Annotated in this window: 20 protein-coding genes; 6 read left to right on the forward strand and 14 right to left on the reverse strand. The window is 49.8% G+C overall.

From position 1 onward, the window contains the following. Nucleotides 1-204 precede the first annotated feature (204 nt). Nucleotides 205-1,476 (forward strand): glycoside hydrolase family 125 protein, encoded by a 1,272-nt coding sequence (locus tag C557_RS0110135; RefSeq protein WP_018751753.1) that lies wholly within the window; start codon nt 205-207, stop codon nt 1,474-1,476. A 99-nt stretch (nt 1,477-1,575) separates the two neighbouring features. Here the strand turns inward: C557_RS0110135 and C557_RS0110140 are convergent, their stop codons facing one another. From C557_RS0110140 to C557_RS0110200, 13 genes are all read right to left on the reverse strand, one after another. Then, complete coding sequence (locus tag C557_RS0110140; protein ID WP_018751754.1) at nt 1,576-2,976, reverse strand: M24 family metallopeptidase; 1,401 nt, start codon at nt 2,974-2,976, stop codon at nt 1,576-1,578. 52 nt (nt 2,977-3,028) lie between these two features. Beyond that, a complete protein-coding gene (locus C557_RS0110145) occupies nt 3,029-3,991 on the reverse strand; it encodes an ROK family glucokinase (RefSeq protein ID WP_018751755.1) in 963 nt (320 codons plus the stop codon). Nucleotides 3,992-4,005: 14 nt separating this feature from the next. Further along, nucleotides 4,006-5,418 (reverse strand): M81 family metallopeptidase, encoded by a 1,413-nt coding sequence (locus C557_RS0110150; RefSeq protein ID WP_018751756.1) that lies wholly within the window; start codon nt 5,416-5,418, stop codon nt 4,006-4,008. Nucleotides 5,419-5,440: 22 nt separating this feature from the next. Beyond that, on the reverse strand, nt 5,441-6,268 hold the full coding sequence (locus tag C557_RS0110155) for a carbohydrate ABC transporter permease (RefSeq protein ID WP_018751757.1): 828 nt from the start codon (nt 6,266-6,268) through the stop codon (nt 5,441-5,443). Then, a complete protein-coding gene (locus C557_RS0110160) occupies nt 6,268-7,188 on the reverse strand; it encodes a carbohydrate ABC transporter permease (RefSeq protein ID WP_018751758.1) in 921 nt (306 codons plus the stop codon). Before C557_RS0110160 ends, C557_RS0110155 begins: the two co-directional genes overlap by 1 nt. A gap of 175 nt (nt 7,189-7,363) precedes the next feature. Continuing rightward, nucleotides 7,364-8,668, reverse strand: a complete 1,305-nt coding sequence (locus C557_RS0110165; protein WP_018751759.1) for an ABC transporter substrate-binding protein — start codon at nt 8,666-8,668, stop codon at nt 7,364-7,366. A 316-nt stretch (nt 8,669-8,984) separates the two neighbouring features. After that, nucleotides 8,985-10,184: an ROK family transcriptional regulator gene (locus C557_RS0110170; protein ID WP_018751760.1), complete on the reverse strand. Its 1,200-nt coding sequence runs from the start codon at nt 10,182-10,184 to the stop codon at nt 8,985-8,987. Between the two features lie 465 nt (nt 10,185-10,649). Further along, the gene (locus tag C557_RS0110175) at nt 10,650-11,948 is read right to left on the reverse strand and encodes a glycosyltransferase family 2 protein (RefSeq protein ID WP_018751761.1); all 1,299 of its coding nucleotides are present in this window, start codon (nt 11,946-11,948) and stop codon (nt 10,650-10,652) included. Next, nucleotides 11,941-12,087, reverse strand: coding sequence for a hypothetical protein (locus C557_RS25170; protein WP_018751762.1), 147 nt, complete (start codon nt 12,085-12,087; stop codon nt 11,941-11,943). The genes C557_RS0110175 and C557_RS25170 overlap by 8 nt, the downstream gene beginning before the upstream one ends. A 17-nt stretch (nt 12,088-12,104) precedes the next feature. Further along, nucleotides 12,105-13,004: a GGDEF domain-containing protein gene (locus C557_RS0110185; RefSeq protein ID WP_018751763.1), complete on the reverse strand. Its 900-nt coding sequence runs from the start codon at nt 13,002-13,004 to the stop codon at nt 12,105-12,107. Between the two features lie 4 nt (nt 13,005-13,008). Continuing rightward, nucleotides 13,009-14,139, reverse strand: coding sequence for a hypothetical protein (locus C557_RS23325; RefSeq protein WP_018751764.1), 1,131 nt, complete (start codon nt 14,137-14,139; stop codon nt 13,009-13,011). A gap of 328 nt (nt 14,140-14,467) precedes the next feature. Continuing rightward, nucleotides 14,468-15,328 carry a hypothetical protein gene (locus tag C557_RS0110195; RefSeq protein WP_018751765.1) on the reverse strand — a complete coding sequence of 287 codons (861 nt, stop codon included), beginning with the start codon at nt 15,326-15,328 and terminating at the stop codon, nt 14,468-14,470. Between the two features lie 124 nt (nt 15,329-15,452). After that, entirely contained in the window at nt 15,453-16,376 is a 924-nt protein-coding gene (locus C557_RS0110200; RefSeq protein WP_018751766.1) for a LysR family transcriptional regulator, read from the reverse strand. Nucleotides 16,377-16,547: 171 nt separating this feature from the next. On the opposite strand from C557_RS0110200, the gene C557_RS23330 reads away from it, so the two are divergent. From C557_RS23330 to C557_RS0110225, 5 genes are all read left to right on the forward strand, one after another. Beyond that, a complete protein-coding gene (locus C557_RS23330; RefSeq protein ID WP_018751767.1) occupies nt 16,548-17,579 on the forward strand; it encodes an ABC transporter ATP-binding protein in 1,032 nt (343 codons plus the stop codon). A 23-nt stretch (nt 17,580-17,602) separates the two neighbouring features. Further along, nucleotides 17,603-18,685, forward strand: a complete 1,083-nt coding sequence (locus C557_RS0110210) for an ABC transporter substrate-binding protein (protein ID WP_018751768.1) — start codon at nt 17,603-17,605, stop codon at nt 18,683-18,685. Nucleotides 18,686-18,724: 39 nt separating this feature from the next. After that, nucleotides 18,725-20,410, forward strand: a complete 1,686-nt coding sequence (locus tag C557_RS0110215) for an ABC transporter permease (protein ID WP_018751769.1) — start codon at nt 18,725-18,727, stop codon at nt 20,408-20,410. Beyond that, the gene (locus tag C557_RS0110220) at nt 20,407-21,723 is read left to right on the forward strand and encodes an MBL fold metallo-hydrolase (protein ID WP_018751770.1); all 1,317 of its coding nucleotides are present in this window, start codon (nt 20,407-20,409) and stop codon (nt 21,721-21,723) included. Before C557_RS0110215 ends, C557_RS0110220 begins: the two co-directional genes overlap by 4 nt. A gap of 253 nt (nt 21,724-21,976) precedes the next feature. Beyond that, a complete protein-coding gene (locus C557_RS0110225; RefSeq protein WP_018751771.1) occupies nt 21,977-24,697 on the forward strand; it encodes an endo-1,4-beta-xylanase in 2,721 nt (906 codons plus the stop codon). A 227-nt stretch (nt 24,698-24,924) separates the two neighbouring features. Here the strand turns inward: C557_RS0110225 and ahpF are convergent, their stop codons facing one another. Continuing rightward, nucleotides 24,925-26,454, reverse strand: a complete 1,530-nt coding sequence (ahpF, locus tag C557_RS0110230; protein ID WP_018751772.1) for an alkyl hydroperoxide reductase subunit F — start codon at nt 26,452-26,454, stop codon at nt 24,925-24,927. Between the last annotated feature and the right edge of the window lie 11 nt (nt 26,455-26,465).

The raw sequence follows: 26,465 nt of genomic DNA on the forward strand, positions 1-26,465 counted from the left end.
AGGCATATCAAGCAAGAGAGGAAATGATTCTGAAGAAGCGGAGCGTTTGCCTTTGCGAATGGATTTCTACCTCATAAGAATTTATTAAATTAGAGAAATCCATGAGCAACAGCGATCGTAAGAACATTTTCTCGTCTGCTTCTTTGCCTCAATCATTTGTTCAACTGATAGCACATTGAGTAAAGACAAAAGGAGAGAACACAAATGTTCAACGCTATTTCACGTCAGATAGAGACAACGGCAGCCGAGCTACAGCAGATTAAGCCTGAACTCGCCGAGCTATTCAAAAATGGCTACAGCAACACACTGGATACAACAGTGGAACGCATGGAGGATGGAACGACCTTCGTCATTACCGGCGACATTCCGGCCATGTGGTTGCGCGATTCGTCGGCCCAAGTAAGACCTTACATCCGCTTGGCCCACGAGGATCGGGAATTAGCGGAGATGATTCGGGGCTTGATCTGGCGGCAGGCCCGCTGCCTGCTGCTGGACCCTTACGCCAACGCCTTCAACCGGGAGGGCAACGGGCATGGACACCAGCAGGACCACACCGAGATGGGCCCATGGATTTGGGAGCGCAAATTTGAACTCGATTCGCTCTGTTATCCGGTACAATTGCTTCAGGATTATATTGAAGCTACTAGTGATACCAGCGTGTTCACCGAGGAAGTTCATGCAATGCTGAATGTCATCGTGCGGACGATGCAAACCGAGCAATATCACGATGAGCGCTCTTCTTACAGCTTTGAGCGCGATGATATTACGTTGCCATCGGATACATTGCCCATGGCAGGCCGGGGAACAAGAACGAATGTGACAGGCATGGTGTGGTCGGGATTCCGTCCCAGCGATGATGCCTGCAAGTTTGGCTACCTGATTCCTGCCAATATGTTCGCGGTGGTCATTCTGCGTCACTTGGCCAGCTTCGCCGAGACCTACTATGCCGATGCCAAGCTGGCTGAGCGCGCACGCGAGCTGGAAGCGGAGATTCGCTTCGGCATCGAGACCTACGGAACGGTAGAGCATCCTCGCCATGGCACGATTTATGCCTATGAAACCGATGGCTTCGGCAATTACAATTTGATGGATGATGCTAACGTGCCAAGTCTGCTGTCCATGCCTTATCTTGGTTATTGCAGCTATGACGACCCTAAATATCTGCGCACGCGGCAATTTGTACTTAGCGAAGACAACCCTTATTACTACAAGGGCCGTTATGCCGCAGGGGTAGGCAGCCCGCATACGCCGGAGGGTTACGTCTGGCATATTGGATTGATTATGCAAGGCCTGACCTCCACCGACAAGCAGGAGCAGCTCGACTTGCTGGATCAACTGCTGGCCACCACCGCCGGAACTGGTCTTATGCATGAAAGCTTCCATCCAGATCATCCTGAGCAATTCACACGCGAGTGGTTCGGCTGGGCCAACAGCCTGGCGGGACAATTCATCTTGCAGTGGCTGGAATCCCGGTAGGCTCAAAGATAGCCAAAAACTCCCCATCAGCACAGGATCGATACTCATTCCTGTAGGCTGATGGGGAGCAAACATCTTATCTATGACTACTCATTATTCCTATTTATTCAGCTTGAACGCTCTCGTCCGATCCAGCAGCAACGGTCTCATATAGCCGCATAGATTGGATAAGGGCAGAACATCCGGATGCAACCGAATCCCCAGCGTATCCTGCATATAGCGGCGTCGCTCGCAAATGCGCGCCCAGACCTCTGGATATTCAGCCTCCAGCTGCTGGCGCAGCGGCTGATCCGCAAGTGCAATGCCATCCTCGGCGTTGGCGCCGCCATAGCCCGGCACATGAGGTATAATGTCCATTTGCAGCAGCATGCCGCTCATTAGTTCGATAGATGAATTTTTAAAGACAGGCGAGGACATCCATTCTTCTCCCGAGGTCAAATGCCCGGGGTTCAGCTTCCAACCGAACTTCTCCTTTGGCAGAACACCTTCAATACGCTCATACAATTCACCGGCCGGCAAGCCTGCTCTCACTGTAGAATACCATGTTGCCGCTGCCGCATAATAGGGGATAGCCACTTGATGTAAATAATCCTGCAGTCCGTCCGGCAGCTCACTTTCCTTGGCGGCTACATACCCGGACCGGCTTGTCAGCCCGCCGCGCATTCCCATCGTCATCGAAAACCTGTCGCCGAGAGCTACCTTCTTATGTCGGGGCGCTACGACCGCATTGGTAAACCGCTCGCCCGTTGCACAAATCGTCTGCACATTGACGGGTTGACCGTAGGCGGCCAGCTTATCTGCGATTTCCAGCTCCGTCCTGCCCGGTTCAATCGTATTCAGGGCGTTCAGAACACAAGCTGATGCCAACGATGCTCCAAACTCATAATGGGCAATTTCGTTTGCATTATTGATGACGCGGGCTCCCCGATCAGGATGGATGAACAGCTCTGTGGCATTCTTCACGAAGCCCAAGCCGCCGACCAGCCTCCGAACAGCGTCTACGATAAAGAACGGCACATCATATAGCTGCTCATTGTCCTCCAGTGCACTTGTGAACATTTTCCAGCCCACCACGCCAACCGAGCTTCCGGATTGTATTCCGCTTGCCGCAAGCAATTCCGCAAACGGCTTGTCTGTCTCCATCGGTTGATTGGGCAGGGAAAAATGCGGCACATGAATGGCTTGTGCAGTAATTCGGCAATATTGCGCCATTCTGAGAGACTCGTTGCCCAGCATAATATAAGCCTGCCCATCTTGGTGCAGCACCAGCACCGACTCCTCGAACCGTGGCTCAAACCCGGTCAGATAGCCAAAATTCGTACCGTGCTCCCGATCTGCGTAAATGACCAGCGTATTCAGCCCGGCATCCAGCATACGCGCCAAAACTTTCTCCTTATGCTCGATCATCGTCTCATCTTGCAAATCGACCGGAACAGAGGCAGGCTCCAGTTCTGGCGGCGCAACTTTAGTGTATTTTACATCCTCATAAGCAATATTCAACACCTATTCACCTTGCCCTCTTGTGAAATTTCAAACCTTATTTCAAAAAGACCTATACCCCTGGCACAACAAATTCCTGCTCCAGACTGCGCAATACCAGGTAAGCGGCTCCAATCATCCCGGCATCATTACCCAGCTTGGCAAGCTCAAGCTTCGTTGTTGCGCCAATTCGTTCCAGCGCATATTGCTTGAAGTAGGTGTCCACGAGCTGAAGAAATGACTCGCCTGCTCGCGAAACTCCTCCTCCGATCAGTATTTTGGAAGGATTAACGAGCGCAGCAGCATTGGCCAGAGTAATCCCCAGCATTCGAGCGGAATAGTGGATGGTTTCGAGGGAAGCAGCATCCCCTTGACTCGCCAGGTAAAACACATCCTTGGCACTAAGTGAACCGTGAGTGCGATAAAACTCAGTCAGCTTGCCAGTCGGGTCAACGCTCATTCGTTCCTTCGCTTTCCGCACAATACCGGTTGCCGAGGCAATCGTGTCCAGGCAGCCCGTCCGGCCGCAGTTGCACTTATAGCCGTTATAATCCACAATAACATGACCAAGCTCCCCGGCCGTGCCATTAAAACCATGTATAATTTGACCATTTACAATGATACCGCTTCCGACCCCGGTTCCGAGCGTCACAAAGATCAGGTCCGAAACCCGGTTCTCATCCTCTCTCCAATATTCGCCCAGCGCGGCCAGATTGGCATCGTTCTCGACAAATACAGCCTGCTCAAACCGTTCTTGCAACATCGCTTGCAGCGGCGATCCTTTCCAGCCCAGATTGACGGCTTCAACTTTACCCTCATTAACGAAGCCGGGAGCGCCCACTCCTATGCCTAACACTTGCTGATTCAGTTCATCTTGGGATATTTTCGCCAAGATCGACGCGTAGATTGTTTCGACTATTCCCGGGCCATGCTCCGTAGGAATCTCCCACTTTTCAAGCATGTCGCCTTCTCTATTCAAAAGCCCTAGCTTGACCGTAGTACCGCCAATATCAAGCCCAATGATCTTCTTGTTCATAGCTGTCTCCCTTGTTAAATGAATTGCTTCCCGTTAGGGATATGCCGATAATCCAGTGAATCGATCTTCAAGTAAGTCGCTCCCGGTGTCAGGGCGAGAATATGCTGACGGGAGACCTCGGCCAGCTCATGGAAGAGATATCCTTGTTTGATTACGATAACATCATAAGCCCGCCAATCCAGCCCGGCCCGACTGAAGTGATTGAGCGTAATGAACGATTCCCCGCTGTTCGCAACGACGATATCTACATTTCCGCTCGATACAGTACACACCTCGCCCACCTTGTTGTCCATAGCATTCAAATAACCGAGCAGGTCGCCTTTGGCTTTCAGCACCCCGCGAATCTGGACGGGCCGGCTGTGGTTGTCATAATCGCTGCCAAGCTGAAAGGATACCCCATCCCCCACCTCGTGGCGATTCAGCTCAACAAAAGCCTTACGGTCATAAATCGCCGCAATCAGCACCTTCTTATCCTGTTCCGTGGCAAGATACCGTTGCAGCAGCTCCGTGTTTCCACCCGGCGCGCCAGCCGTGGTATTATCTCCCGAGTCCGATACAAATAGCGGCTTCAGCGGCTCGGCCAACGAGCGCTCGACAGCAGCCGCAGGCTCCAGTGCAAGCGATGAGAAGACGAAGCGATCCCGGTGCTCTTGCACAAATTTCATTAAATTCATCCCCGATTGACGGGCAAGCGGCTCGAATTCCGGGGATTCAGGTACAATCATAATGGAAGCCCCGGTATGCTCGGAATCACTCCAGGCATGCCCAAGGAAAAAGGAAGCAGTTAAAATGCCCTGCTGGGCTTCGATCTCCGCCAGTTGATTGAAAATATCGTTCAGCGGGAACTGGTTGCCCAGCGCCTTTTCTCCGCAGATAACCAGGGGCAGCGGAATAAATACGGGATGCGTCGCCGAAGCTGTTGCGATATGGGTTGCCAACAGTTCAGCCGTAATGCATTCGGTCTCAGGCTGGTCGATATGCGGTACCGTTCTGTATGAACGGACAATGTTGATATGCTGTGCGAGTTCCCCGGACAGATTGGCGTGCGGGTCCAGCGTGACCGAGATCGGAATATCATATCCGATATGCTTCCTGATTTCCCGGACCAGATCCAGCTCACCCGAACCGATCTCCTCAACGATCATCGAGCCATGCAGATGAAGCCATACACCGTCCAGCTCTTGATCGAGGCAGGCGAGCATTTGATCTCGAAAGAACTCATAGGCCTCCTTCTTTACAATGCCCGAGGACAAGCCGGTGGCATAAATACCTGGTACGACCTCTATCCCTTTCTTTTGAAGCAGAGAAGTGCAGGCAAGGCGATCCAGCACTTCTGCTCCTTCCACATAGACAAAATCCTCCCGAGAAGTAGGGAACGGGTTAAATGTATTCGTCTCGTGATACAGACATCCTACTAAGATTTTCATAGTCGGCTCCTTATTCATAGATTTATCCTTTTACTGACCCGGCAAGCATCCCCCGGATGAAATAACGTCCAGCTACAATGTAAATGAACATCGTCGGAACAGCAGCTAGCAATGCTCCCGCCATCTGCACATTCCATTCCACCACCTGGCTTCCGGCCAGGTTTTGCAGCGCCACCATGACAGGATACTTGTCAAACCCGGTAATAGTGATGGCAAATAGAAACTCGTTATATATGTTTGTAAACTGCCAGATTCCTACCACGACAAACGAGGTAATCGACACAGGCAGCACCACCTTGGTATAGGTGCGGAAGAAGCCGGAGCCATCTACCTGAGCCGCTTCGATCATCGCCTGAGGAATACTGACATAGAAATTGCGAAACATCAGCGTCGTCATGGGCAGGCCATAGATGGCATGTACCAGTACAAGGCCTGGAATGGTATTGTAGAGGCCCAACGCACGAATGGTATTAATCAACGGAATCAGAATGCTTTGGTAAGGAATAAACATACCGAACAGCAAGATATTGAACAACACTTCCGATCCTCTAAACTTCCACTTTGTCAAAGCATATCCATTGAGCGATCCCAGCAGCGCCGAGATAACCGTGGCTGGCACAACCATTAGCAAACTGTTCCAAAAGTTCTTCCCTAGCTTCTCAAAGGCAGCTGCGAAGCTGCTCCAGTTCAACGACTCAGGCAAGTGCCACATGGTCATGACTGATACTTCATCAAATGATTTGAAGCTGGTGACAATCAGCACGTAAAACGGCATTAAAAACAAAAGGCTTAACAAGATTAAGGCCGCGTAGACCATCAGCGATGAAAGACGTGAGGGTGTTTTTAACATTAATCTTCACCCCTTTGTCTGGATAAGTAAGGAATAATAAAGATCATAACGATCAAAAGCATAATCATGGAAATTGCGGCGCCCTCCGCGTAGTAGTTGTTCCTGAACGTTGTCTCGTACATATAAACTGCCGGCATATCTGTGACAAAGTTAGGCCCGGAGCCCGTCATGGTATAGACTAAATCAAATATTTTCAACGAGATTTGAAACATAATTAGAACCAGGCCGAAGGTGATCGGTCTAAGCTGTGGAATCAATACTTTGGTCATGATTTTCCACTTGCTGGCTCCGTCAATAGATGCGGCTTCCTTCAATTCCTCCGGCACATTCCCAAGCCCCGCTACATACATAGCTAAGGAAAATCCTGTCATCTGCCAAATGGCAGCTACGAGCACGGGAATCAGGGCTACAGGCAATCCAAATTCGACTTTGAACCACTTCCATCCCGGGAAAATAGAGATATCTGTGTACCAGCCGGGCGCAATGCCAAACTTGCTCAGGAAGAGATTAATTCCGGATTGCGGATTAAAAAGCCATCTCCACACCACGCCCGTAACGACGAACGACATCGCCATCGGAAACAGAAAAATGTTTCTGAACAACCATTTCCCCTTTATTCGGGCTTCCAGAAGCAGAGCAATGCCTTGACCCAGCACAATGACTCCAGCTATAAACAGAATAGAAAAGAAGATCATGTTCCTCAGGTCCGATTGAAACCGGAACGAGTCAAACAAGCTCACATAGTTGCGCAAACCAACAAACGTAAAGTCCGGGTTGACCGAATTCCACTTTACGAGCGAGACAATGCCGGTCCACCCGATAAAGCCATAGACGAAGATGCCCACCAGCACAACAGAAGGCACCACAATCAGCAAGGAAAACAAGGTATCCGTTGTGAGAGGCTTTCTTCGTTTGCCCATTGCACTTCTCTGATTACTCAATAGTCCCACTCCTTGCCACTTTTCTGAACTCACTAATCCGATCACTCCGCAATAGAAGAGAGAGCAAACACACCACACATCCCGTAACTAGCTGCGAATTGTCTCATGGTGTCAAGATTGAGTGGAATGTTTGCTCCAATTGCGTAATGCCGCTTTAATTTCCCTTCAGGATTGTTTTGGCCTCATTCAGTGCTTGAACAAACGCATCGGCATCCTGTTGATACGTCAGCATGTTGATCAGCTCATCAAATTTGTTAATAAATGCAGCAGGTGTTGCCGAACCACCCGCAAGGCTTAATACAATCTTGGAATCCTTGAAATCTTGTGCCGCTGACTGACTGTATAGGCTATAATCCGACACATCTACGTCGGTCCGGGCAGGAATGGAGCCCTTTAGCTTATTAAATGCCTTTTGTCCTTCTACAGAGCCAAAGTATTCTACTAATTTTTTCACAGCTTCTTGGTTGGCAACCCCTTTAGGCATACCCATGGAATCGTTGACGACGTTAAAAATCTTCTCTTTGCTCGGGGTGGTAATCCATCCGTAATCGACATTGGGCTCCATATTTTTGCTGGCGAAAAATCCGGAGGCCCAGTCCCCCATGATCATCATCGCTGCATCTCCACTGACAATTAGCTCAGCGGCATCCTGCCAATCAAGGGCACTATGATTTTCGTTGGTGTAGGTAAGCATCTTTTGGTAAATACCGATGGCTGCGCGGACTTCCGGCGTATCAAAATCCACATCCCCGGTCCACAGCTTGGCTATGCCATCTGCTCCAAGCTGATCCAGCAATGCCGTCTCCAGCAACAGCGTTGCCCATCTTGGATTTTTATCACCCAGCGCCAAGGGAGTGATTCCCTTGGCTTTCAGGGCTTCGGCCGTAGTGAAGAACTCGTCATAGGTCGTTGGAGGCTGCAGACCATTCTCGTCAAGAACCTTTTTGTTATACCAGATCACATTGTTTCTATGAACGTTGATCGGCAATCCGTAGATTTCATTATCGACGGTATTCATTTGCAGAAGTGTCTCCGGAATAACATCCTTCCAGCCAAACTCATCATAAAAGCCGGTCAGCGCTTCAAGCGAATCGGACTCTTGCCATCTCAGAAGATCGGGTCCACCCTGCGCCTGAAAAATAGCGGGCGGATCTCCCCCGGCCAGACGCGTTGCCAGCACGGTTTGGGCATTTGATCCCGCCCCTCCGGCCACAGCGGCATTTTCTACAAGAATATCAGGGTGGGCCGCATGAAATCCGTCCAGCACAGCATTCAAAGCATCGGCTTCCCCGCCTGCCGTCCACCAGCTTAAAATGTCCAACTCCACTTGCTGCGAAGCGTCTGCACCGCTCCCCTCATTGCTGCTAACGCTATTCGTATTGGATGAACAACCGAACAGAACGAGCGGTAACAGCAGGACGATCCCTATAATTGAATTGAATTTATTAATAGATTTCATATTATGCCTGACCTCCATTACGTGGTGATATAGTAAGTTATCGTTTGTTTGTGGAAACTTGCATTTATAAGCTTCGTTATTTATAATTTTGTATGGTATGTCTTTATACTTATAATCTGTCATTTGCCGATGATCAGATTATATAATCGATGTGCATGTGCCTCCCCCCTGTTTATTGCTCATAGGTATCGTTTTATGAGTAAATCACCTTCTTTCTTACAAACAAACCTGCATTATTTATGTGAAGTTGAATTCAGGGTGGGAGCCCCAAATCCAACGAAACATCTAGGCAACCGCCCCCATCTCGGGGCTAAACTTAGAACTCCAGCGTAGTCAGGTTGTGCTCCTCTAAAGCGTTGTTTTTTTTCAACGGCAGCTTGAGCTTTTCGTTAAGCACCAGTGCCGTACCGCCGATAATTCCGCTCTCACTGCCAAATTTGGCCAACCGAAGATCACAGGATTGATTTAACGGCTCCCACGAGTATTGGGCCAGATAGCGTTTTACGATTTGAAACAGTTCAGGGTAATGCTCCATCATCGAACCTACCAACAGAATGCTCTCGGGATTGTACATGCTGATTACATTGGATACGGCAATAGCCAGGTACTCTCCCGCTCTCTCCAACAGCTTTAGCGCCGTTGGGTCCTGATTGTTGGCCGCAGCGATAATATCCGCGATTGATTTGCCCGCTTGCTTCTCCAATGCCGTTGAGCAGATAAAGGTCTGCAAGCATCCAAATCGCCCGCAATCACATAATTGTCCCTTCGGGTCCATAATGGTATGTCCAATTTCCCCCAAAGCATTGCTGACTCCACGCAGAATATCGCCGTTCTCTATCACCGCGCTGCCCAACCCGCTGCCGATATGAATGCTGACAATATGCTTCATACCCTTCACGCTTCCGAATAGATACTCAGCAAGCAAACCCGTCTTCACATTGTTATCGACATAAACCGTATGATTAAGCTTGCTTTCCAGCAGTTCTCTAAGTTTAATATCCTTCCATTGAAACTGCGGAATCATCGCAATATTTCCATCCGGCCAGGAGACTAACCCCGGTATGCAAATCCCAACGCCAATAATATTCTTTGCTTCGGCATGAAATTGGTCCGATAATTCATTAATGGATTGAACAATATCGTCGACTACAAATTCGGGATTTTGCTTGAGATTGATCGGCTTCTCTAATTTACTGACAATCTTTCCGTTCAGATCAACAACGCCTAAGGCAAGCCGCTCCAGATCGACGTCAACACCGATGACGTAAGCCCCCTCCGGATTAATTTGCAGCAGAGTTGGCTTGCGCCCCACCTTTCCAGAGGATTGCCCGGTCTCAATGACCAGCCCCCGATCGATCAAATCCTTCACAATTTTGCCAATACTCGTACTGCTCATTTGCGTTATTTTAGAAAGGTCTACCCGTGAGATTTGCTGCGCATCCCGAATTAAATTAAACAGCAACAGGGAATGATGTCTGCGCATCATGGTCTGATCGTAGCCTTCACCTTCAAACATGACCGATGACCTCCTTTACTAAACCAAAATGGCGACTAATTAATAAATTAAGTTTACTAACTCATATAAAAAACCCTGTATAATCTAAAATTAACTCCATAATCATTGTTGAAATCAGCTAAATTAATAATCATCATTTAATTATTAATTAATATACTAGACAACTTTTACCTTGTAAATATTTATGTCAGCTATTTTTACGTGAATTCTATGTATAAATTGTTCTTTTCACCCCCTAAAAGTGCTATTGTAATTAAAAATAGAATAAAATCATCAGTAAGTTAACAATTAATGTTATATAAAGTGACGTATTTTGCGGAGATTATGCCAGGGAATAACGGGAGAGTATCATTTCCCAGCCCTGGACAAAAAAATAAGACCAATGCAAAGCCGCCCCCAAGCAGGACCGCAACACTAGTCTTAAGACAAGATTACTATATTCACTTCATAAACGCCTTCGCAACCTCAACCAAACCGCTGCGTTTTGTACCACTGGTTGCTCTGCCGTCCGGCCAGCTTGTCTCCGATAATCGAAATAAAGGCTTTGACCGAAATAATCAGGAACAACTGGGCGTACGTGAAATAAGAAACACAAGAAATGACAAAATTCTCGGTATTGCTCTGGCCGATATCCGAAGCAAGCGCCAGATTGATCTGCAGCACATAAATGAAATACATCAACGCCCAGGCGATCACCAGGTACACATAGACATCCCCGGAGAATTGAAAAGGTGAATTGATGTTTGGCGCAAATAAATGGACAATCTGATAAACAATATTGGTGAGAAAAATAATGTCCGAGATTAAAATCGCCAGCATAAACCAGAAGTAGCTGGCAGCGTAATAGAGCACATGCAGCTTAATCCGCCAGCTTGTACGATCAAACAAGTGATGGAAATTATGCATAACGACATGAAAATTTCCTTTGGACCACCGGCTGCGCTGTTTGGTATAAACGCTTAGCTTCTCCGGCTCCTGCTGATAGGCCTCAGCTTGCGGAGCCAACGCAATCAGCTTGCCCTTCTTCATAATTTCAAAGGATACGGCGGTATCCTCCGTGATCGCATTCTCATCCCAGCCGCCAATATCCCGAATCAGGCTGGTCTGGATAATGAAGTTGGTTCCCGGAATCGTCCCAATTTGGAATAACTCCCATAGCCCGGTATGATGCACACGCTGGACAGTAACAAGCTCCTGATTAATCGCTTTGGACAGAAAGTTCTGTCCCCGGTTGCGGGCTTTGTTGCGGCCAAACACCGCACCGTAAAGATCCGGCTTCTCCAGCGCTTTCTGCACCAGGAACATCAGTGCATTGCGTTCCGGAGCCGCATCGGCATCATACACACAAATCCATTCTCCCTTAGTCAGCTTCAGGCCATCATTCAGCGCCCCCGATTTCCCTCCGGTTCCTGATCGTTCCATAATGGTGAAGTCGCGGTGTCTGTAACTCGCACGATTCTTCAAATCATATAACTTTTCTGCGGTTTGGTCCGTACAATTATCCGCAATCACAATAATCTGAACCTTGTCCTCCGGATAATTAAGGCGCAGGATATGCTCTACGGTAGACACAACTACGATTTCCTCATTATGAGCAGGTACAAGCACGGTAACACTAGGGTAATGCTCCATCGTCTCCGGGATGACAAACCGGTTGCGATTCTGCTTGCTCAGGAAACGGATTGCCCCAAACATGATGATCAGCGACTCCAGCACAGCCACCCAGATACTAATAATCGTAACCAGCAGGATGACATCAGACACTTGGCTTCCCCCGATCATAGCTGCGATTGACCTGAGCGCGAAATACCAGCGTGGCTATGGTCAGCCCTATAATGGCAAGCGAAAAAAATACACTGATAACAATACATAACGGAATGAACCAGCTCAAATAGCTCCCCAACTTGCCGTGCTCCTCTCCTATATATATTCACCGATCAAATCGGTCTCAGCATTTCTTTCCAGTGCAGCAATAATGCTGTCCACATTGGCGTACTTCTCAAATTGATCAGGCTGGAACACAAGGGCGCCCGTGCGAATTACCAGCTTCAGCGGTCTCCCCTTCAAATCTGCAAACGGAACAGCCATCATGGCTTGCTTGATGCGCTCAGTAAGAGGCTCCAGAAATTCAGCGCGAGTCATTGGGCATATAATGACAAACCGGGCATGATCGACGAAAAATTTGGAATCCTCGTGGCGAATCTGCTTCTGAATCGTATCTGACAACTCCTGCAGCAATGCTGTATACCGCTGCGAACCCAGAGATTCCTGCACCAACGGCAAGAAATCAATTTTAAACAGGGCCAGGCTAAAGTTGTATTGCTCCGGGTTCCTGCGGGCCAGGTTCGATTGATTAATGATGGCATCAGCCAACGCATCCTTGTTGCCCAGCGAGGTATACGGGTCTGTCCTTGGAATCTTCCGTTCCAGCTCTCTGATCCGCTCCAAATAACGCCCGCTGCGAATTAAATACGTCTTAATCAAGGTTGCAACCAGTATGTTCGCCGGAATAAGCAACAGCCAGGAGATCGTGATCACCTGCGGTGGAGCATAGGTAGCCAGCCACACCAGGTAACCAACAAAAAACACAAATACACCCACAATCGAGATTCCGACTGGCAAGAGCAACCCAGCGAGCAACGCTAAAAGTGCAGCAGCGTTAAGCAACAAATCCTGTACGGTAAAAGCTTGGGTTGTATAAATGTGCCAGAACACAAGCTGTTCCTGCAGCAAAGCTATCGCGATCAGTAAAGCGTACCCCCAAACCAGCCTGTGCAGGGGCGTTTGATCAGCAGGGCCCGCACTCTGTCTTGCAAGCATTGAATCACCTCCATATTTTGTCCCACCAACTCTGCTTGCCCCTGGTTTGTTCTAATAACTGCTGCTCGGCAATCAGCGGATAAAGGTTGTCAAACAGATGGGTATTCCGGTCAAACACATATCCTCCGGGATATGTGTGATCCTGACCTCGGAATTTGAGCATCCGATCATATAGCTGGCTGGCAAATTCCACATCATTCAGACGCAGCGCCAACAGGATGGACAGGCCATATACAGCAGGCGATTCATAAGGCGCAACCGGCTGCCCTGCCCGGCTATAACGCCCCATAATCTGCTGTCGCTGTGTAAATTCGGTTTGAATAAATGTGAACAGCGGCGCAGGGTCCCCTCCATTATCCACAACATTCAAGGCAACCAGCAGCTGGTCAATCAGATTAATGGTATCATCATAAGTATAACGATTTGCGACAGGATCATAGCTTTTGGGGTAGAAGCGTCCATCATTGGGCATATCCTTAAGCAACGCCTTATGGCGCTGATAGACAGACTGCGCCAGTTCTCCACTATAAACCATATGCGCCATGGCAGGCATATTCAGGTAGGATAGACTGATGTTGCTGCCTGAATCCTGCAGAGAAAAGTCATAGTAATCGACGAAGGTCCCTTCCCGCAGCAAAAAGTCCGTGACCGTGCTCGACAATTGATCAGCCAGTGTACCATAGGCTTCTCTATTCCATTTGTATGTAGCCTCGTACAGCGCCTCGATAATCCGAAAATCATCAACCAGCGCATTGGTGTGCACCATAGATTGCCCATCCTCTGTCAGCTTCCAGGCTATATATCCCTCCGGTGCAACAAACCACTGCTTCAAAGTCTCATAGCCTGATTCAAACAGCGCCTTATCGTCTTTTAAAACCGCATACTGCATCCACAGTCCAAGGGACTCCGACAACGCCTCCCTGCCTGCCGGAATTTCCGGCGTATCGGAGACGCCTTCCTGAAGAAACGTGGCCAATGTTCCGTTGGCATTCATCATATGCCGCTTGATAAACTGCTCTGTGGGCGATGCTTGCAAAGCAAAATAAGACCTCCTTCCCTCAAACATCACCGCAACAATAATGATGATCAGGAACAACAGCCACAACCCTTTCCTTTTTGCCGCCTTCTTAAGCATGGTTTTCAATCTACCTCACAACCCCAAGCTCTTTAGACTCAATCTAGCTCTAATTGTATATTACATTTTTATTTATTATAGTGGTAGTTATATGTATTTAAGGTTTAATTATCTTAAAAAGCATATATATAGAAATTAATATAGTTCCTTAGTCTCCATTATATCATCCGTTATTCCTATTATCTACTATGTAAATGGTTTTTGATAGGATTAAAGACCTATTATTTATATATTTCCCCGCTTTTTCTACAGGTTACTTCGTTTCACTAAAAATCCCCATACAGCACCAGTTTAGAGGCCCCCCTGTCTGCTGAATGGGGATACACACTTAATACCTTTGCAAAATCAGTTGTGTCTTCAAGCTGTCTGCAGGAAGCAGCCAGCCGCTGAATTCCAGCACGTTCTTGAATTCAGGACGCAGCTCTGCCGCAACGTCATAATCATCCGTCTTGAAAGAGAGCTCTACCAGATGTTCGACCCCTGTACCTGCACTATTCCGAATCGGCCATACTTCCAAAGTGAGCTCCTGACCTTCCCATTCTCCGCGATAACGCTCAAAGACCAGTGGGCCATGGGCGCGCAATTGAGACAATATCTGCTCACCCCAATCTGGAGCAGACCACTTATTTAGCTTGCCTGGAAGCTCGTCCAGCAGAAGAGCCAACATCTTCTTGTCAGCAGGAAGCTCAGGCCCCTTTGCCTTCGTCTTTTCCTTCTTCGTGTTCGAGAAGCTCAAGGTCTGCTTGCTATAACCCCAATCAACTTCCGCTTCGTAATTATCATCAGACGCGTCAAAGCCTTCCTGATTAGCCAAAGTCAACGCAGCATCAACATCTCCATTCAAGATGGGGTAACGTTTCTTGTAAGTCAACTCGTAGTTGCTCTTATCTTCCTTCTTGCGAAAGCGCACACTCCAACCCTCCTCATTTAGAGCAAGATCGTTTGTGTCATAATAAGCTACGCCAATCAACTCAGGTGTTGAGGGGAGATTGAACTGCTCCCTGACGTTCTCTTGCACTTGTCCCTCCGAGGTCAATACAGCTTCAGGGCTGGCAATAAACTTCACCTCGTACGACGGGACAGCATTGGGTGCTGCTGACACAGGCTCCAGTACAGCACCGGAAAACAGGCTTCCCCATGTCGTGAGTCCAACAACAGCGGCCAATATGATGCGTTTCCAGGCTTTCACGATTCATCACTCCTTAAGATGTATTGAATACAAATCCACTCTAAAGGAGAAGTACAAGCATGCTGTTAAAAGAAAGGGAAATATGCATCAAATTTCCATAGATTTTATGATGGTCAACCTCTAATTATTGTTGTTTCACTTCTCTCTGCCCCAGCTCTGCCTGAGCACCAGCCTCTCTTAACACTTCACAAAAGCGGTTGACCTGGACCGATGGCAAGCGGTCCACGTTATGCACACTATAAATATACCGTGAGGTCTGATGGCCCGGAATCGGAAGAACCCGCAGCCACCCCTGCTCCTCTTCCCTGTATACTGCCATACGGGACAGAAAAGAAACATGATGCCCCAACAGGACCAACTGCTTGATAGCCTCCAAGGAATCCATTTCGACCGTGCTGCGTAGCTGCAGCCCATGTTGCTCCACCCACTGGTTGGTCAACTGTCGTGTGCTCGATTCCGTTCCATGCAGCGCGAATGGTGTACGAGCAATCTGCTCAGGCTCTAGCGCCTCTCCTTTGGCTAGCGGGTGATTCAGTCCACATACGAGCACCAAGTCATCAGAACACAGTGACTCGGCCAGCAAGTTCTTGTCGGTGAATGACTCCGATGAAACAACTCCAAGGTCGATCTGGTGACGGGCAAGCATATTCCGGATAACAAGTGAAGGCTTGACCGACAGCGAGATCCGAATACCGGGAAACTCCTGGGAGAAGGCGTTCAGAATACGTGGGAGCAAGTAGGTTGCCGGAACATAGCTTGCCCCAATATACAGCGTACCGCGATACAGATTGTCATATTCTCTCACCACACGCTTGGACTCTTTGGCCAGAGCATTCATTTTGACTGCATAATGCAGCAAAGCTTGTCCGGCTTCCGTAAGAAAGGTCTTCCCGTTACGTGCTTCAAACAGCTTGACCCCCATCTCCTTCTCCAGAGACTTCATATGAAATGTCACCGTCGGCTGCTTAATGCCCAATGTCTCAGCCACGCTGGTCATATTATGATGTCGGTCAATCAGCTCAACAATTCGCAATTTCATCAGGTTCATTTCATTACTCTCCTCTATCTATCCTTTATATAGGGCTCACTATAGATTTACTCTATGAACATCAACAGAATTCAAATAAAAAGTTAATTCCTCATTTACATAAGTCTAATACTTAGCTAGAACCCAACCATTACACTAAAAAAAGTTAAATAAGGATAGGCAGGGATCAGTATGGAGATCGAAATCAATGGGATCCATAAATCATTTGCAGGCACGCCCGCACTTCAGCCTACAGATTTGACACTGCGGCAGGGCGAGTTTACGACATTGCTGGGTCCATCCGGCTGCGGCAAAACCACCCTCCTGCGCATGATTGCCGGGCTTGAACAGCCCGACGGCGGGGAGATTTACTCAGCGGGAACATGTATCTACTCGGCAAGCAGGCGCATTGATGTACCTGCGCATAAGCGCAAGTTCGGCATGGTGTTTCAGGATTTTGCATTATGGCCCCATATGACGGTATTCGAGAATGTCGCCTTCGGCTTGAAAGCGGCCAAGCTTCATCACAACATCAAGGAAAAAGTCCGTGAAGCCCTGGCTATGGTTCGGCTCCAAGGGATGGAGGATCGTTATCCTCATCAGTTGTCCGGTGGTCAGCAGCAGCGAGTAGCCTTTGCCAGAGCGGTTGCTATTCGCCCTGCGCTGGTGTTGTTTGATGAGCCTTTAAGTGCCCTTGATGCCGTGCTGCGTGAGGAGATGCGTGTGGAAATGATGTCCCTGGTAAAAGACATGGGCCTTACAGCGCTTTATGTCACCCATGATCAGATCGAGGCGATGTCGATGTCCGACCACATTGTCGTGATGCGTAAAGGGGAGGTGCTGCAGCGGGGAACTCCGGAGTCCATCTACCAAGCGCCGAGCCACCCGTTTGTTGCGTCCTTTATCGGGAAATCCAACTGGATTGAGCCGGACAAGACCATGTTCCGCCCGGAGCAGGCCCGGTGGCATAGAACCTCAGACCATGACCTGAGTTACTTGGCAACCGTCCGACATATCAGCTATGTCGGTGAGCGCTATGAGATTCGTCTCCAGGTGAATGCACTTCTGGAATGGACAGCTTACTCGCATAACCGATTGCCCGTTGGCGAACAGGTAACCTTGTATGTGTCCCCAGAGTCCTTGTGCCAGGTCCAGGACCGTAGTGCCGCTTCAAATATAAATGGACAGCAAGAACTCAGCCGTGAGCTTATAGCCTTGGGCTAACTAATAAAAAGGAGCGATTTAATATGACAACAAATTTGCGTAAAAAGGGAACCATGCTGCTGCTGGCTTCTCTCATGAGTATCAGCCTGTTTGGATGCGGCAACGTATCTAGCAGCAATTCAGCCGTTGAATCTGCTAATAGTGGACAAGCCGTGCAGACAAATGCAGAAGCAGGCAAAGAAAAGGCTGACACCTTAGGCGGAAAGCTTGTACTGTATAGCGCTGGCCCAAAGAAATTGGCGGATAATCTGATCAGCAGCTTTGAGGATAAGACAGGAATCAAGGTGGAGATGTTCCAAGGGACAACAGGGAAAATTCTGGCCAGATTGGAAGCGGAGAAAGCCAATCCCGTTGCGGATGTCGTCATCCTCGCTTCCCTGCCCTCGATGCAATCGATGAAAGCCGAAGGACTGACGATGCCGTATCCGGAAGCCGTGAATAGCGATAAGCTGAACAAAGAGTGGTCGGATGCTGAAGGACATTATTTCAGCAGCAGTGCCTCGGCGCTTGGTATTGTATACAACACGAATCTGGTATCCACCCCGCCTAAGAGCTGGAGCGACCTGGAGCTGGCGGAGTGGAAGGATGTCGTGAACATCCCTGACCCCACATTGTCAGGATCGGCGCTTGACTTCATTACTGGATATTTAAGTGTACACGGGGAAGAAGGATGGTCCTTGTTTGAAAAATATAAAGCCAACGGGGCAGCCATGGCCGGAGCTAATCAAGAGGCCCTGGACCCTGTCATCACCGGAGCAAAAAGTGTGGTTGCTGCGGGTGTGGACTACATGACTTATTCGGCAAAAGCAAAAGGTGAGCCGGTAGATATCGTATATCCGGCAGAAGGAACTGTAGTCAGCCCAAGACCGGCAGCAATTCTAAATACGAGCCAAAATGTAGATAACGCCAAGGCATTCATCGATTACCTGCTGTCTGATGATGCCCAGAAGCTGGTTGCCCAGGCTCATCTCCTTCCTGGTCGTGAGGACATTGAGGCTGAAGGACGTACGAATCTCAAGGACATTCCGCTGCTGTCTGTAGATTGGAAGTGGATGAACGATCATGGCGATGAGACTGCGGCTCGGTTCTCCGAGGTATTCAAATAAGCAACAACAAGTGTGGGAAGGCAATGTGAGGTGAGCATAGTGAGGCCTGGCTTCAAAGACAGTCCCGGGGTTTTTCGCAGCATCGGAATCATACTTGCTTTATTTCTTCTAATCATTGGCATTGTAGTACCGCTATTGATGATCTTCTGGCAAAGCATAGCTACAGAGCAGGGATTAGATTTGTTAGCTCCGATCAGAACGATTGCCGGACATGAACTATCCGGTGTGCTTATGCATACGATCGGGCTTGGGATATGTGTAGTGGCAGGGACAACCCTGCTCGCTCTCCCCCTTGCCTGGATCATGTCCAAGACACGGCTCGGGCAACATCGCTGGATTGATGTCGTGTTGATGATTCCCTTTATGACCCCTCCTTATATTGGCTCGATGGGCTGGATTTTGTTTATGCAAAGGGGAGGTTATCTTCAGCAATGGTTGCCGGGAAGTGTTGCTGTAAGCGATGCCTTCTTCAGCTTCGGGGGAATGGTGCTGATTATGTGTCTGCATCTGTTCCCTTTCCTTTATTTGCTGCTGCGCGATGCCATCGTACGAATCGGCGGCAATCTGGAGGAGGCTGGCGCCGTTCATGGAGCCAGCAGCGGCTACCGCTTCAGGAAGATCATGCTGCCGCTGCTGCTATCCTCTTATGGCATGGGGGCGATGCTGATCTTCGTCAAGACGATCGCCGAGTTTGGAACACCTGCGACGTTTGGCCGACGCATCGGCTACTATGTGATGACCTCAGAAATTCATAAGTATATATCCAGCTGGCCGATTGATTTTGGGAAAGCTACCTCGCTGGCTTCTGTACTCATGTCTGTATGTCTGGTGATGTGGTATATGCAATCCATCATGAGTCGGCGGTTCACCTATCGCCTCGTAGGGGGCAAAGGGCAACGCAGCAAGCGGTACTCTCTACGGGGACTTTCTAGCGTAGCATCAATTACTTACCTCCTCCTGCTGCTGGTTTTTTCGGTGGGTATCCCTTATTTTTCGGTGATTGCCGCCTCTCTTATGAAGCTTCGCGGGGCAGGGCTGGCCTGGGATAACCTGACTCTGGAGCATTATAAGGAGCTATTGTCCTGGGGCTCGGTGAGCCTGAAGGCATTATGGAACAGTCTGGGCTTATCGCTTGCGGCATCAACCATTGCCGTCGTTCTCGGCAGTGGCCTGGCCTTAGTTATCGGCGAGTCGCAGCAGCGAACACAACGATTCATTGATCTGTTCAGCCTCTTGCCGAACACCGTTCCTGGCATCGTCATGGTGGTAGGCCTGGTGCTATTCTGGAATTCCTCATGGCTGCCGGTCACGCTTTATAATACCTATGGCATTGTAGTACTCACGTATGTGGTGCTCTTCCTTCCTTATACGGTGCAATATGTGAAGTCGAATTTCACCCAAATTGACGGAACGCTGTTTCAAGCTGCTCAAGTGTTCGGGGGCAACCCCTGGCTGATTGCCAGGAGAATCCTGCTGCCGTTAATTATACCGGGAATGCTGGCGGGCTGGATCATGACCTTTACCATCTCGGTTCGAGAGCTGGTTGGTTCCTTGCTGATCCTCCCTCCTTCTATGCAAACATCAGCTACCTACATTTTCGCCGAATTCGAGCAGGGGCAGGTATCGCTTGGTATGGCGATGGCCGTCGTCTCTGTCGGCATGACTGTAATATTACTGCTTATTGTAGAAGCTCTTAAAACAAACAGAAAGTGGAATGCATCATGATGAAGCTCAAGGTTTGGGGCGGCGCTGGTGAACATGGCCGCTCCGCTTATGTATTAAGCAGCAACCAAATCCATCTGCTGCTGGATTGTGGGGTCAAACGAGAAGGCACGGGAGAATATCCACTCATGGAACCGGAGCTGGTTCCCAGGCTGACTGCCGTATTTCTCTCCCATGCCCATGAGGACCATTCGGTAGCGATTCCGCTCTTATATGGCATGGGCTATGAGGGAGAAGTCTGGACGACACAGGAAACTGCCAGCCAGGTGGGGGGTTATTTTGAAAGCTGGAGAGCATTTGCCAAGCAATGCGGCACTGCTCTTCCCTATACAGATGCAGACTATCGTTCCATCCGCTACCGCTTCCTTGACAAGGAGGCCGATAAATTGACATGGTTTGAAGCAGCTCCCGGTGTTCAAGTGATGTGGGGACGGAGCGGGCATATGGCCGGATCCGTATGGTTGTTGCTCCGGGTCGAGGGAAAGACCATCTTCTATTCAGGCGACTATACCGCTGAATCAATGCTGCTCGGGGATGACAGTCCAGGTTCATCAGCCAGTTATGCCGATCTGGCGATCATCGATGCCGCTTATAGCACGGACAGAGACTCTCAGCAGGACAAGCTGAACACACTGGAGGCTGCTATCAGCAGCACTATTCTAGGCGGAGGCAAAGTTCTCCTGCCGGTACCAGCCACAGGACGGGGGCAAGAAATGCTCCTGTGGGCTTACACGACTTACCGGGACTGCCCCATTGTCATTGAGCAGGGACTGCTAGACGGCATGGAGCGGCTGCTTCGTTATCCCGAATGGCTGCGTCAACATGCCGATTGCACCGGTCAGGAAATAGTGGACCAACTGGAGCCGTTCCTACATCGAAATGACTTGCTGGTCCCGGAAAATGAAGGCCAGCGCAGCTATTGGCTGAGAACGCTGAATGCCTCCATATGGTTCACCACCGACGGCATGATGCAATCACAGCTTGCTCGTTGGTATTATGATCAGTTGCGCGATGATTCTCGCAATCTGGTATTGCTGACAGGTCATGCAGCCAAAGGAACCTTCGCTGAGCAACTGCTGCAAGAACCCTCGAAATACGGAGACTGTGATGTACAGAAGCGCAGATACAAGGTCCATCAAGGCTACGAGGATGTACGCCGGATGATATCAACGATTCCCGCGCGGCACAACGTACTGGTCCATGCGGCCAAGGAAGAAACAGATCAACTGCGGCAGCAATTGCTTCAGGACGTAGCAGCTCAAAGCACTCAAATACAAATTCATTCTTTGTCCGCTAGTGAAGAGCTATGGTTTTAACAGTCTGGTGAACTCCTACTCACATTCGTGAAGAAGCCTCCCCACTTTTAAGGTGGGTAAGATGGCTTCTTCTCTTATTGGGGCATCAACCTTGAAAAGCTCCTTTATCACCTAAGAAAAACACGGGTTCACCTTTAATTTGTAGAAAGTCTGCCCATCATTAAAATGGTATCATCTGGATATAAAGGAGGGATGCTTCAATAAAATGTAAGCGTTTTATAAAATTTGACCAAATACCTGAGGGGAAGTGAGAATGTTGAAAAGCATGAAGCATGCCGTCTCGCTATTACTCGCCGCAGCTTTGCTAATTCCATCAGGATGGCTGGCGACGGCGGCTCAGGCCGGGACGGACCTGACCCCAAGTGACAAGACAACGGTGTATCATGAAGATTTCACGAGTGGAAAAGGCGCTGCCGTTCAGTCCGGTGGAGCATCCTTGAGCGCAGTCACGGGCAAGTTCTACACAGGCAACGAAGATGGAGCCGCTCTGTATGTTGACGGGCGAACCAACAACTGGGATGGTGCTGACTTCCGATTTGCTGACATCGGGCTGGAACATGGCAGCACCTATACAGTAACCGTATCCGTCTACGTAGACGCGGTAGTCAGTGTGCCGGACGGGGCACAGGTCTATCTACAAACCGTCAACAGCTACGGTTGGCTGGATGGCAAATCCTTCCTTGCTGGCAGCCCTCTGACATTGACCAAGGAATTCACGGTAGACACCGGTAAAGATATCGCGCTGCGGATTCAATCCAATGATGATGGTGCCGGGGTACCCTTCTATATCGGGGACATCCTGATTACCGCGGAGACTGGCTCAGGTGGAGAAGAACCCCCCAGGAAGCCTGCTCTACCGTTCGAGGCCATTACCTTTGAAGACGGTACCACCGGCGGCTTTACGGGCAGAGCCGGGTCTGAGACATTGACCGTCACCACGGAGGACAATCACACTCCGGGGGGCTCCAGGGCCTTGAAGGTGGAGGGACGGACCAGTACCTGGCACGGGCCTGCGCTGCGGGTAGAACAATATGTGAACCTGGGCGAAGAATATAAAATCTCCGCCTGGATTAAGCTGATCGAGCCGGAAAGCTCGCAAATTCAACTATCCACCCAAATCGGAAACGGCGACTCGGCCAATTACGTAGCCTTGGCAGCCAAAACTATCCAGGCTGACGATGGCTGGGTGCTATATGAAGGGACATACCGCTACAACAGCGTAGGAGGGGAATTTTTGACGATATATGCCGAAAGCTCAAACAACGCCAACGCTTCTTTCTATCTCGATGACATCCGCTTTGCCAGCACAGGCGCCGGGCCGATTGGCATCGAGAAGGATTTGCTGCCGCTCAAGAAGGCTTACGAAAATGACTTTCTGATCGGAAGCGCAATTTCAGCAGAGGATCTGGAGGGGGTCCGGCTTGAACTGTTGAGCATGCACCACAACACGGCCACCGCAGGCAACGCCATGAAACCGGATGCCCTGCAACGGACCCAGGGCAACTTTACGTTCACCGAGGCCGACGCCATGATCAACAAGGTAAGGGGCGCCGGGATGAATATGCATGGACATGTGCTCGTATGGCATCAGCAATCCCCTGCCTGGATGAATACAACGACCAATGCGCAAGGTCAAACCGTCCCCCTGGGGCGTACGGAGGCACTCCTTAATCTGCGAACCCATATCCAGACCGTCATGGAGCATTTTGGCGATAACGTGATCTCCTGGGATGTGGTCAACGAAGCCATGAACGATAACCCGTCTAACCCAACCGATTGGGAGGGAGCGCTCCGCACATCGCCATGGTTTCAGGCCATCGGCCCGGACTACGTGGAGCAAGCGTTCCTCGCCGCCCGGGAGGTGCTGGATGCGCACCCCGAGTGGGACATTAAGCTGTATTACAACGACTATAACGAGGACAACCGGAACAAAGCTGAAGCCATTTACAGCATGGTGAAGGAGCTAAATGACCGCTATGCGCTGACGCATCCCGGAAGGCTCCTGATCGACGGAATAGGCATGCAAGGACACTACAATGTGAATACGAATCCGCAAAATGTCAGATTGTCTCTGGAGCAGTTCATCTCCCTGGGCGTAGAGGTCAGCATCACCGAACTGGATATTCAGGCAGGCAGCAACTACGAGTTGCCCGAATCTCTGGCGAATGCTCAAGGCCTCTTGTATGCTCAACTGATGAAGATCTTCCGGGAGCATGCCAATCAGATCAGCCGCGTTACTTTCTGGGGGCTGGACGATGCCACAAGCTGGCGGGCCTCCTCCAATCCGCTGCTGTTCGATAAGAACCTGCAAGCCAAACCGGCTTACTATGGCGTTATCGATCCGGACAAATTCATCGATGAGCATCAGCCGGAGTTGCCGGAGGCGCGGCAGTCAACGGCCAGCTACGGCACCCCCATAATCGACGGAGTCGTGGATGCCATATGGAATGAAGCACCGGTCATCCCCATCGACCGTTATCAACTGGCCTGGGAAGGAGCAAGCGGTACGGCCAAAGTCCTATGGGATGACCATTACCTGTACGTGCTGATCCAGGTGAACGACGCACAGCTAGACAAGACCAATGCCAACCCTTGGGAGCAGGACTCCGCCGAAATTTTCCTGGACGAAAATAACGCCAAAACACCATTTTATCAAGCCGACGATGGACAATACCGGATTAACTTCGTCAACGAAACCTCCTTTAATCCGGAGAGCGTTGGAGAAGGCTTTGTCTCATCTGTCACGGTATCGGGCACTAATTACACGATCGAAGCCAGGATTCCGTTCAGATCAATCTCCCCGGCCAACGGAGTGATCATTGGATTTGATGCACAAATCAATGATGCCAAGAATGGCATGCGCCAAAGTATCGCCACCTGGAATGACACGACAGGCAATGGGTATCAGGATACTTCGATTTACGGAATTCTGACCTTGACTGGCAAGCCCGATCCTGCGAATGATGAGTCGTAAAAGCATGTGTTCGGGCTTATAAGAAAAACATCTATTGATGTACTATCTTTAAAGCCAGACCACGTTAAGCGGTAGTTTTTCTTGCGATTATAGAATTGTTCAGCTCCGCTGAACACTTATAAACTCTATAATCTTAAAAAAACGGCGGTGCCGGGGATGATATGCTCCCCACACCGCCGTTCCTCTTGCTATATCGTTATGACTGAACTTGAAGCTCTGCTCTTGGCTTACTGGTTGCGAATCATATAATCGAACGCGCCCAAGGCTGCCGTTGCTCCAGATCCCATGGAAATAATGATCTGCTTGTATGGCGAGTTGGTGCAGTCGCCTGCAGCAAATACGCCAGGGATCGTGGTTGCCCCGTGGTTGTCTACGATGATTTCACCCATCTTCGTACGTTCAAGCACACCATCCAGCCAATCCGTATTGGGCACAAGACCAATCTGTACAAATACCCCTTCAAGCTCGATATGCTTCTCCTGGCCACTCTCGCGCTCCAGATAGGTCAATCCATCCACCTTGCTGGTGCCGGTGATTTCCTTAACCTGAGCATTCTTGATAACCGTGGTATTGGACAGGCTATTCAGACGGTCCTGCAGGACAGAATCTGCCTTCAGCTCTGGCATAAATTCCAGGACGGTCACATGCGAAGCCACACCTGCCAAATCGATAGCAGCCTCGATACCGGAGTTCCCTCCGCCCACGACCGCTACATGCTTGCCAGCGAATAAAGGTCCATCACAATGCGGGCAATAGGCCACACCCTTGTTCTTGAACTCCGCTTCGCCAGGAACGCCAATGTTGCGCCACCGGGCTCCCGTTGAGATAATGACTGTCTTGCTCTTTAGCACCGCGCCATTCTCCAGCTCAAGCTCAACGAGTTCCTTCTTCTCCAGACGTTTGGCAAGTTGGCCCTTCATGATGTCGATGTTGTATTCCTTGGCATGCTCTTCCAGGCTCGCCGCCAGCTTGGGTCCTTCTGTATATTTCACGCTAATGAAGTTTTCAATGCCCAGCGTATCATTCACTTGACCGCCAAAGCGTTCAGCAACGATCCCTGTACGGATGCCTTTGCGCGCTGCGTAGATCGCCGCACTCGCTCCAGCCGGACCGCCGCCGACCACCAGCACATCATACGGCTCTTTATTCTCAAATGCGGAAGCATCGGAGGTTCCCAGCTTGCCCAGGATATCCTCGATGGTCATCCGTCCATTGCCGAACAGTTCCCCATTCAGATAAACCGTAGGCACGGCCAGAATTTCTTTGCTCTCGACTTCTTCCTTGAAAGCTGCACCATCAATCATCGTATGGGAAATGCCAGGGTTCAGCACACTCATCAGGTTCAGAGCCTGAACGACATCCGGGCAGTTATGACACGTTAGACTTACATAGGTCTCAAAGCGGTATTCGCCTTGAATGCCCTTGATCTGATCGATGACATCCTGCTCCACTTTGGGTGGTCTTCCACTAACCTGAAGCAAGGCCAGAACCAACGAAGTAAATTCGTGTCCCAATGGAACGCCGGCAAAGGTAATCCCCGTATCCTCGCCTTTACGGTTTACGCTAAAGCTTGGAGTTCTGGGCAAGGAGGCGGTCTCAACCGTGATCTTCCCCGACATATCGGCCAGTTCATGAACCAGGTCTAACATATCCTGGGATACCGAATCGCTTCCTGCACTGACCTTCAACAGAATGTCGCCTTCCAGAAGCTGAAGGTATTGCTCCAGTTGTTGTTTGATATCCGCGTCCAGTTTCATAGTAAACTCTC

This window comes from Paenibacillus sanguinis 2301083 = DSM 16941 (assembly GCF_000374825.1).
GTDB lineage: Bacteria > Bacillota > Bacilli > Paenibacillales > Paenibacillaceae > Fontibacillus > Fontibacillus sanguinis.

Bases quoted from the DNA above. Each gene is read 5' to 3' on its own strand.
- C557_RS0110185 (WP_018751763.1), bottom strand. From the start codon at position 13,004: ATGCTTGCAAGACAGAGTGCGGGCCCTGCTGATCAAACGCCCCTGCAC.
- C557_RS23325 (WP_018751764.1), bottom strand. From the start codon at position 14,139: ATGCTTAAGAAGGCGGCAAAAAGGAAAGGGTTGTGGCTGTTGTTCCTG.
- C557_RS0110145 (WP_018751755.1), bottom strand. From the start codon at position 3,991: ATGAACAAGAAGATCATTGGGCTTGATATTGGCGGTACTACGGTCAAG.
- C557_RS0110225 (WP_018751771.1), top strand. From the start codon at position 21,977: ATGTTGAAAAGCATGAAGCATGCCGTCTCGCTATTACTCGCCGCAGCT.
- C557_RS0110150 (WP_018751756.1), bottom strand. From the start codon at position 5,418: ATGAAAATCTTAGTAGGATGTCTGTATCACGAGACGAATACATTTAAC.
- C557_RS0110220 (WP_018751770.1), top strand. From the start codon at position 20,407: ATGATGAAGCTCAAGGTTTGGGGCGGCGCTGGTGAACATGGCCGCTCC.
- C557_RS0110170 (WP_018751760.1), bottom strand. From the start codon at position 10,184: ATGTTTGAAGGTGAAGGCTACGATCAGACCATGATGCGCAGACATCAT.
- C557_RS0110155 (WP_018751757.1), bottom strand. From the start codon at position 6,268: ATGTTAAAAACACCCTCACGTCTTTCATCGCTGATGGTCTACGCGGCC.
- C557_RS0110210 (WP_018751768.1), top strand. From the start codon at position 17,603: ATGACAACAAATTTGCGTAAAAAGGGAACCATGCTGCTGCTGGCTTCT.
- ahpF (WP_018751772.1), bottom strand. From the start codon at position 26,454: ATGAAACTGGACGCGGATATCAAACAACAACTGGAGCAATACCTTCAG.
- C557_RS0110165 (WP_018751759.1), bottom strand. From the start codon at position 8,668: ATGAAATCTATTAATAAATTCAATTCAATTATAGGGATCGTCCTGCTG.
- C557_RS0110200 (WP_018751766.1), bottom strand. From the start codon at position 16,376: ATGAACCTGATGAAATTGCGAATTGTTGAGCTGATTGACCGACATCAT.
- C557_RS0110135 (WP_018751753.1), top strand. From the start codon at position 205: ATGTTCAACGCTATTTCACGTCAGATAGAGACAACGGCAGCCGAGCTA.
- C557_RS23330 (WP_018751767.1), top strand. From the start codon at position 16,548: ATGGAGATCGAAATCAATGGGATCCATAAATCATTTGCAGGCACGCCC.
- C557_RS0110160 (WP_018751758.1), bottom strand. From the start codon at position 7,188: ATGGGCAAACGAAGAAAGCCTCTCACAACGGATACCTTGTTTTCCTTG.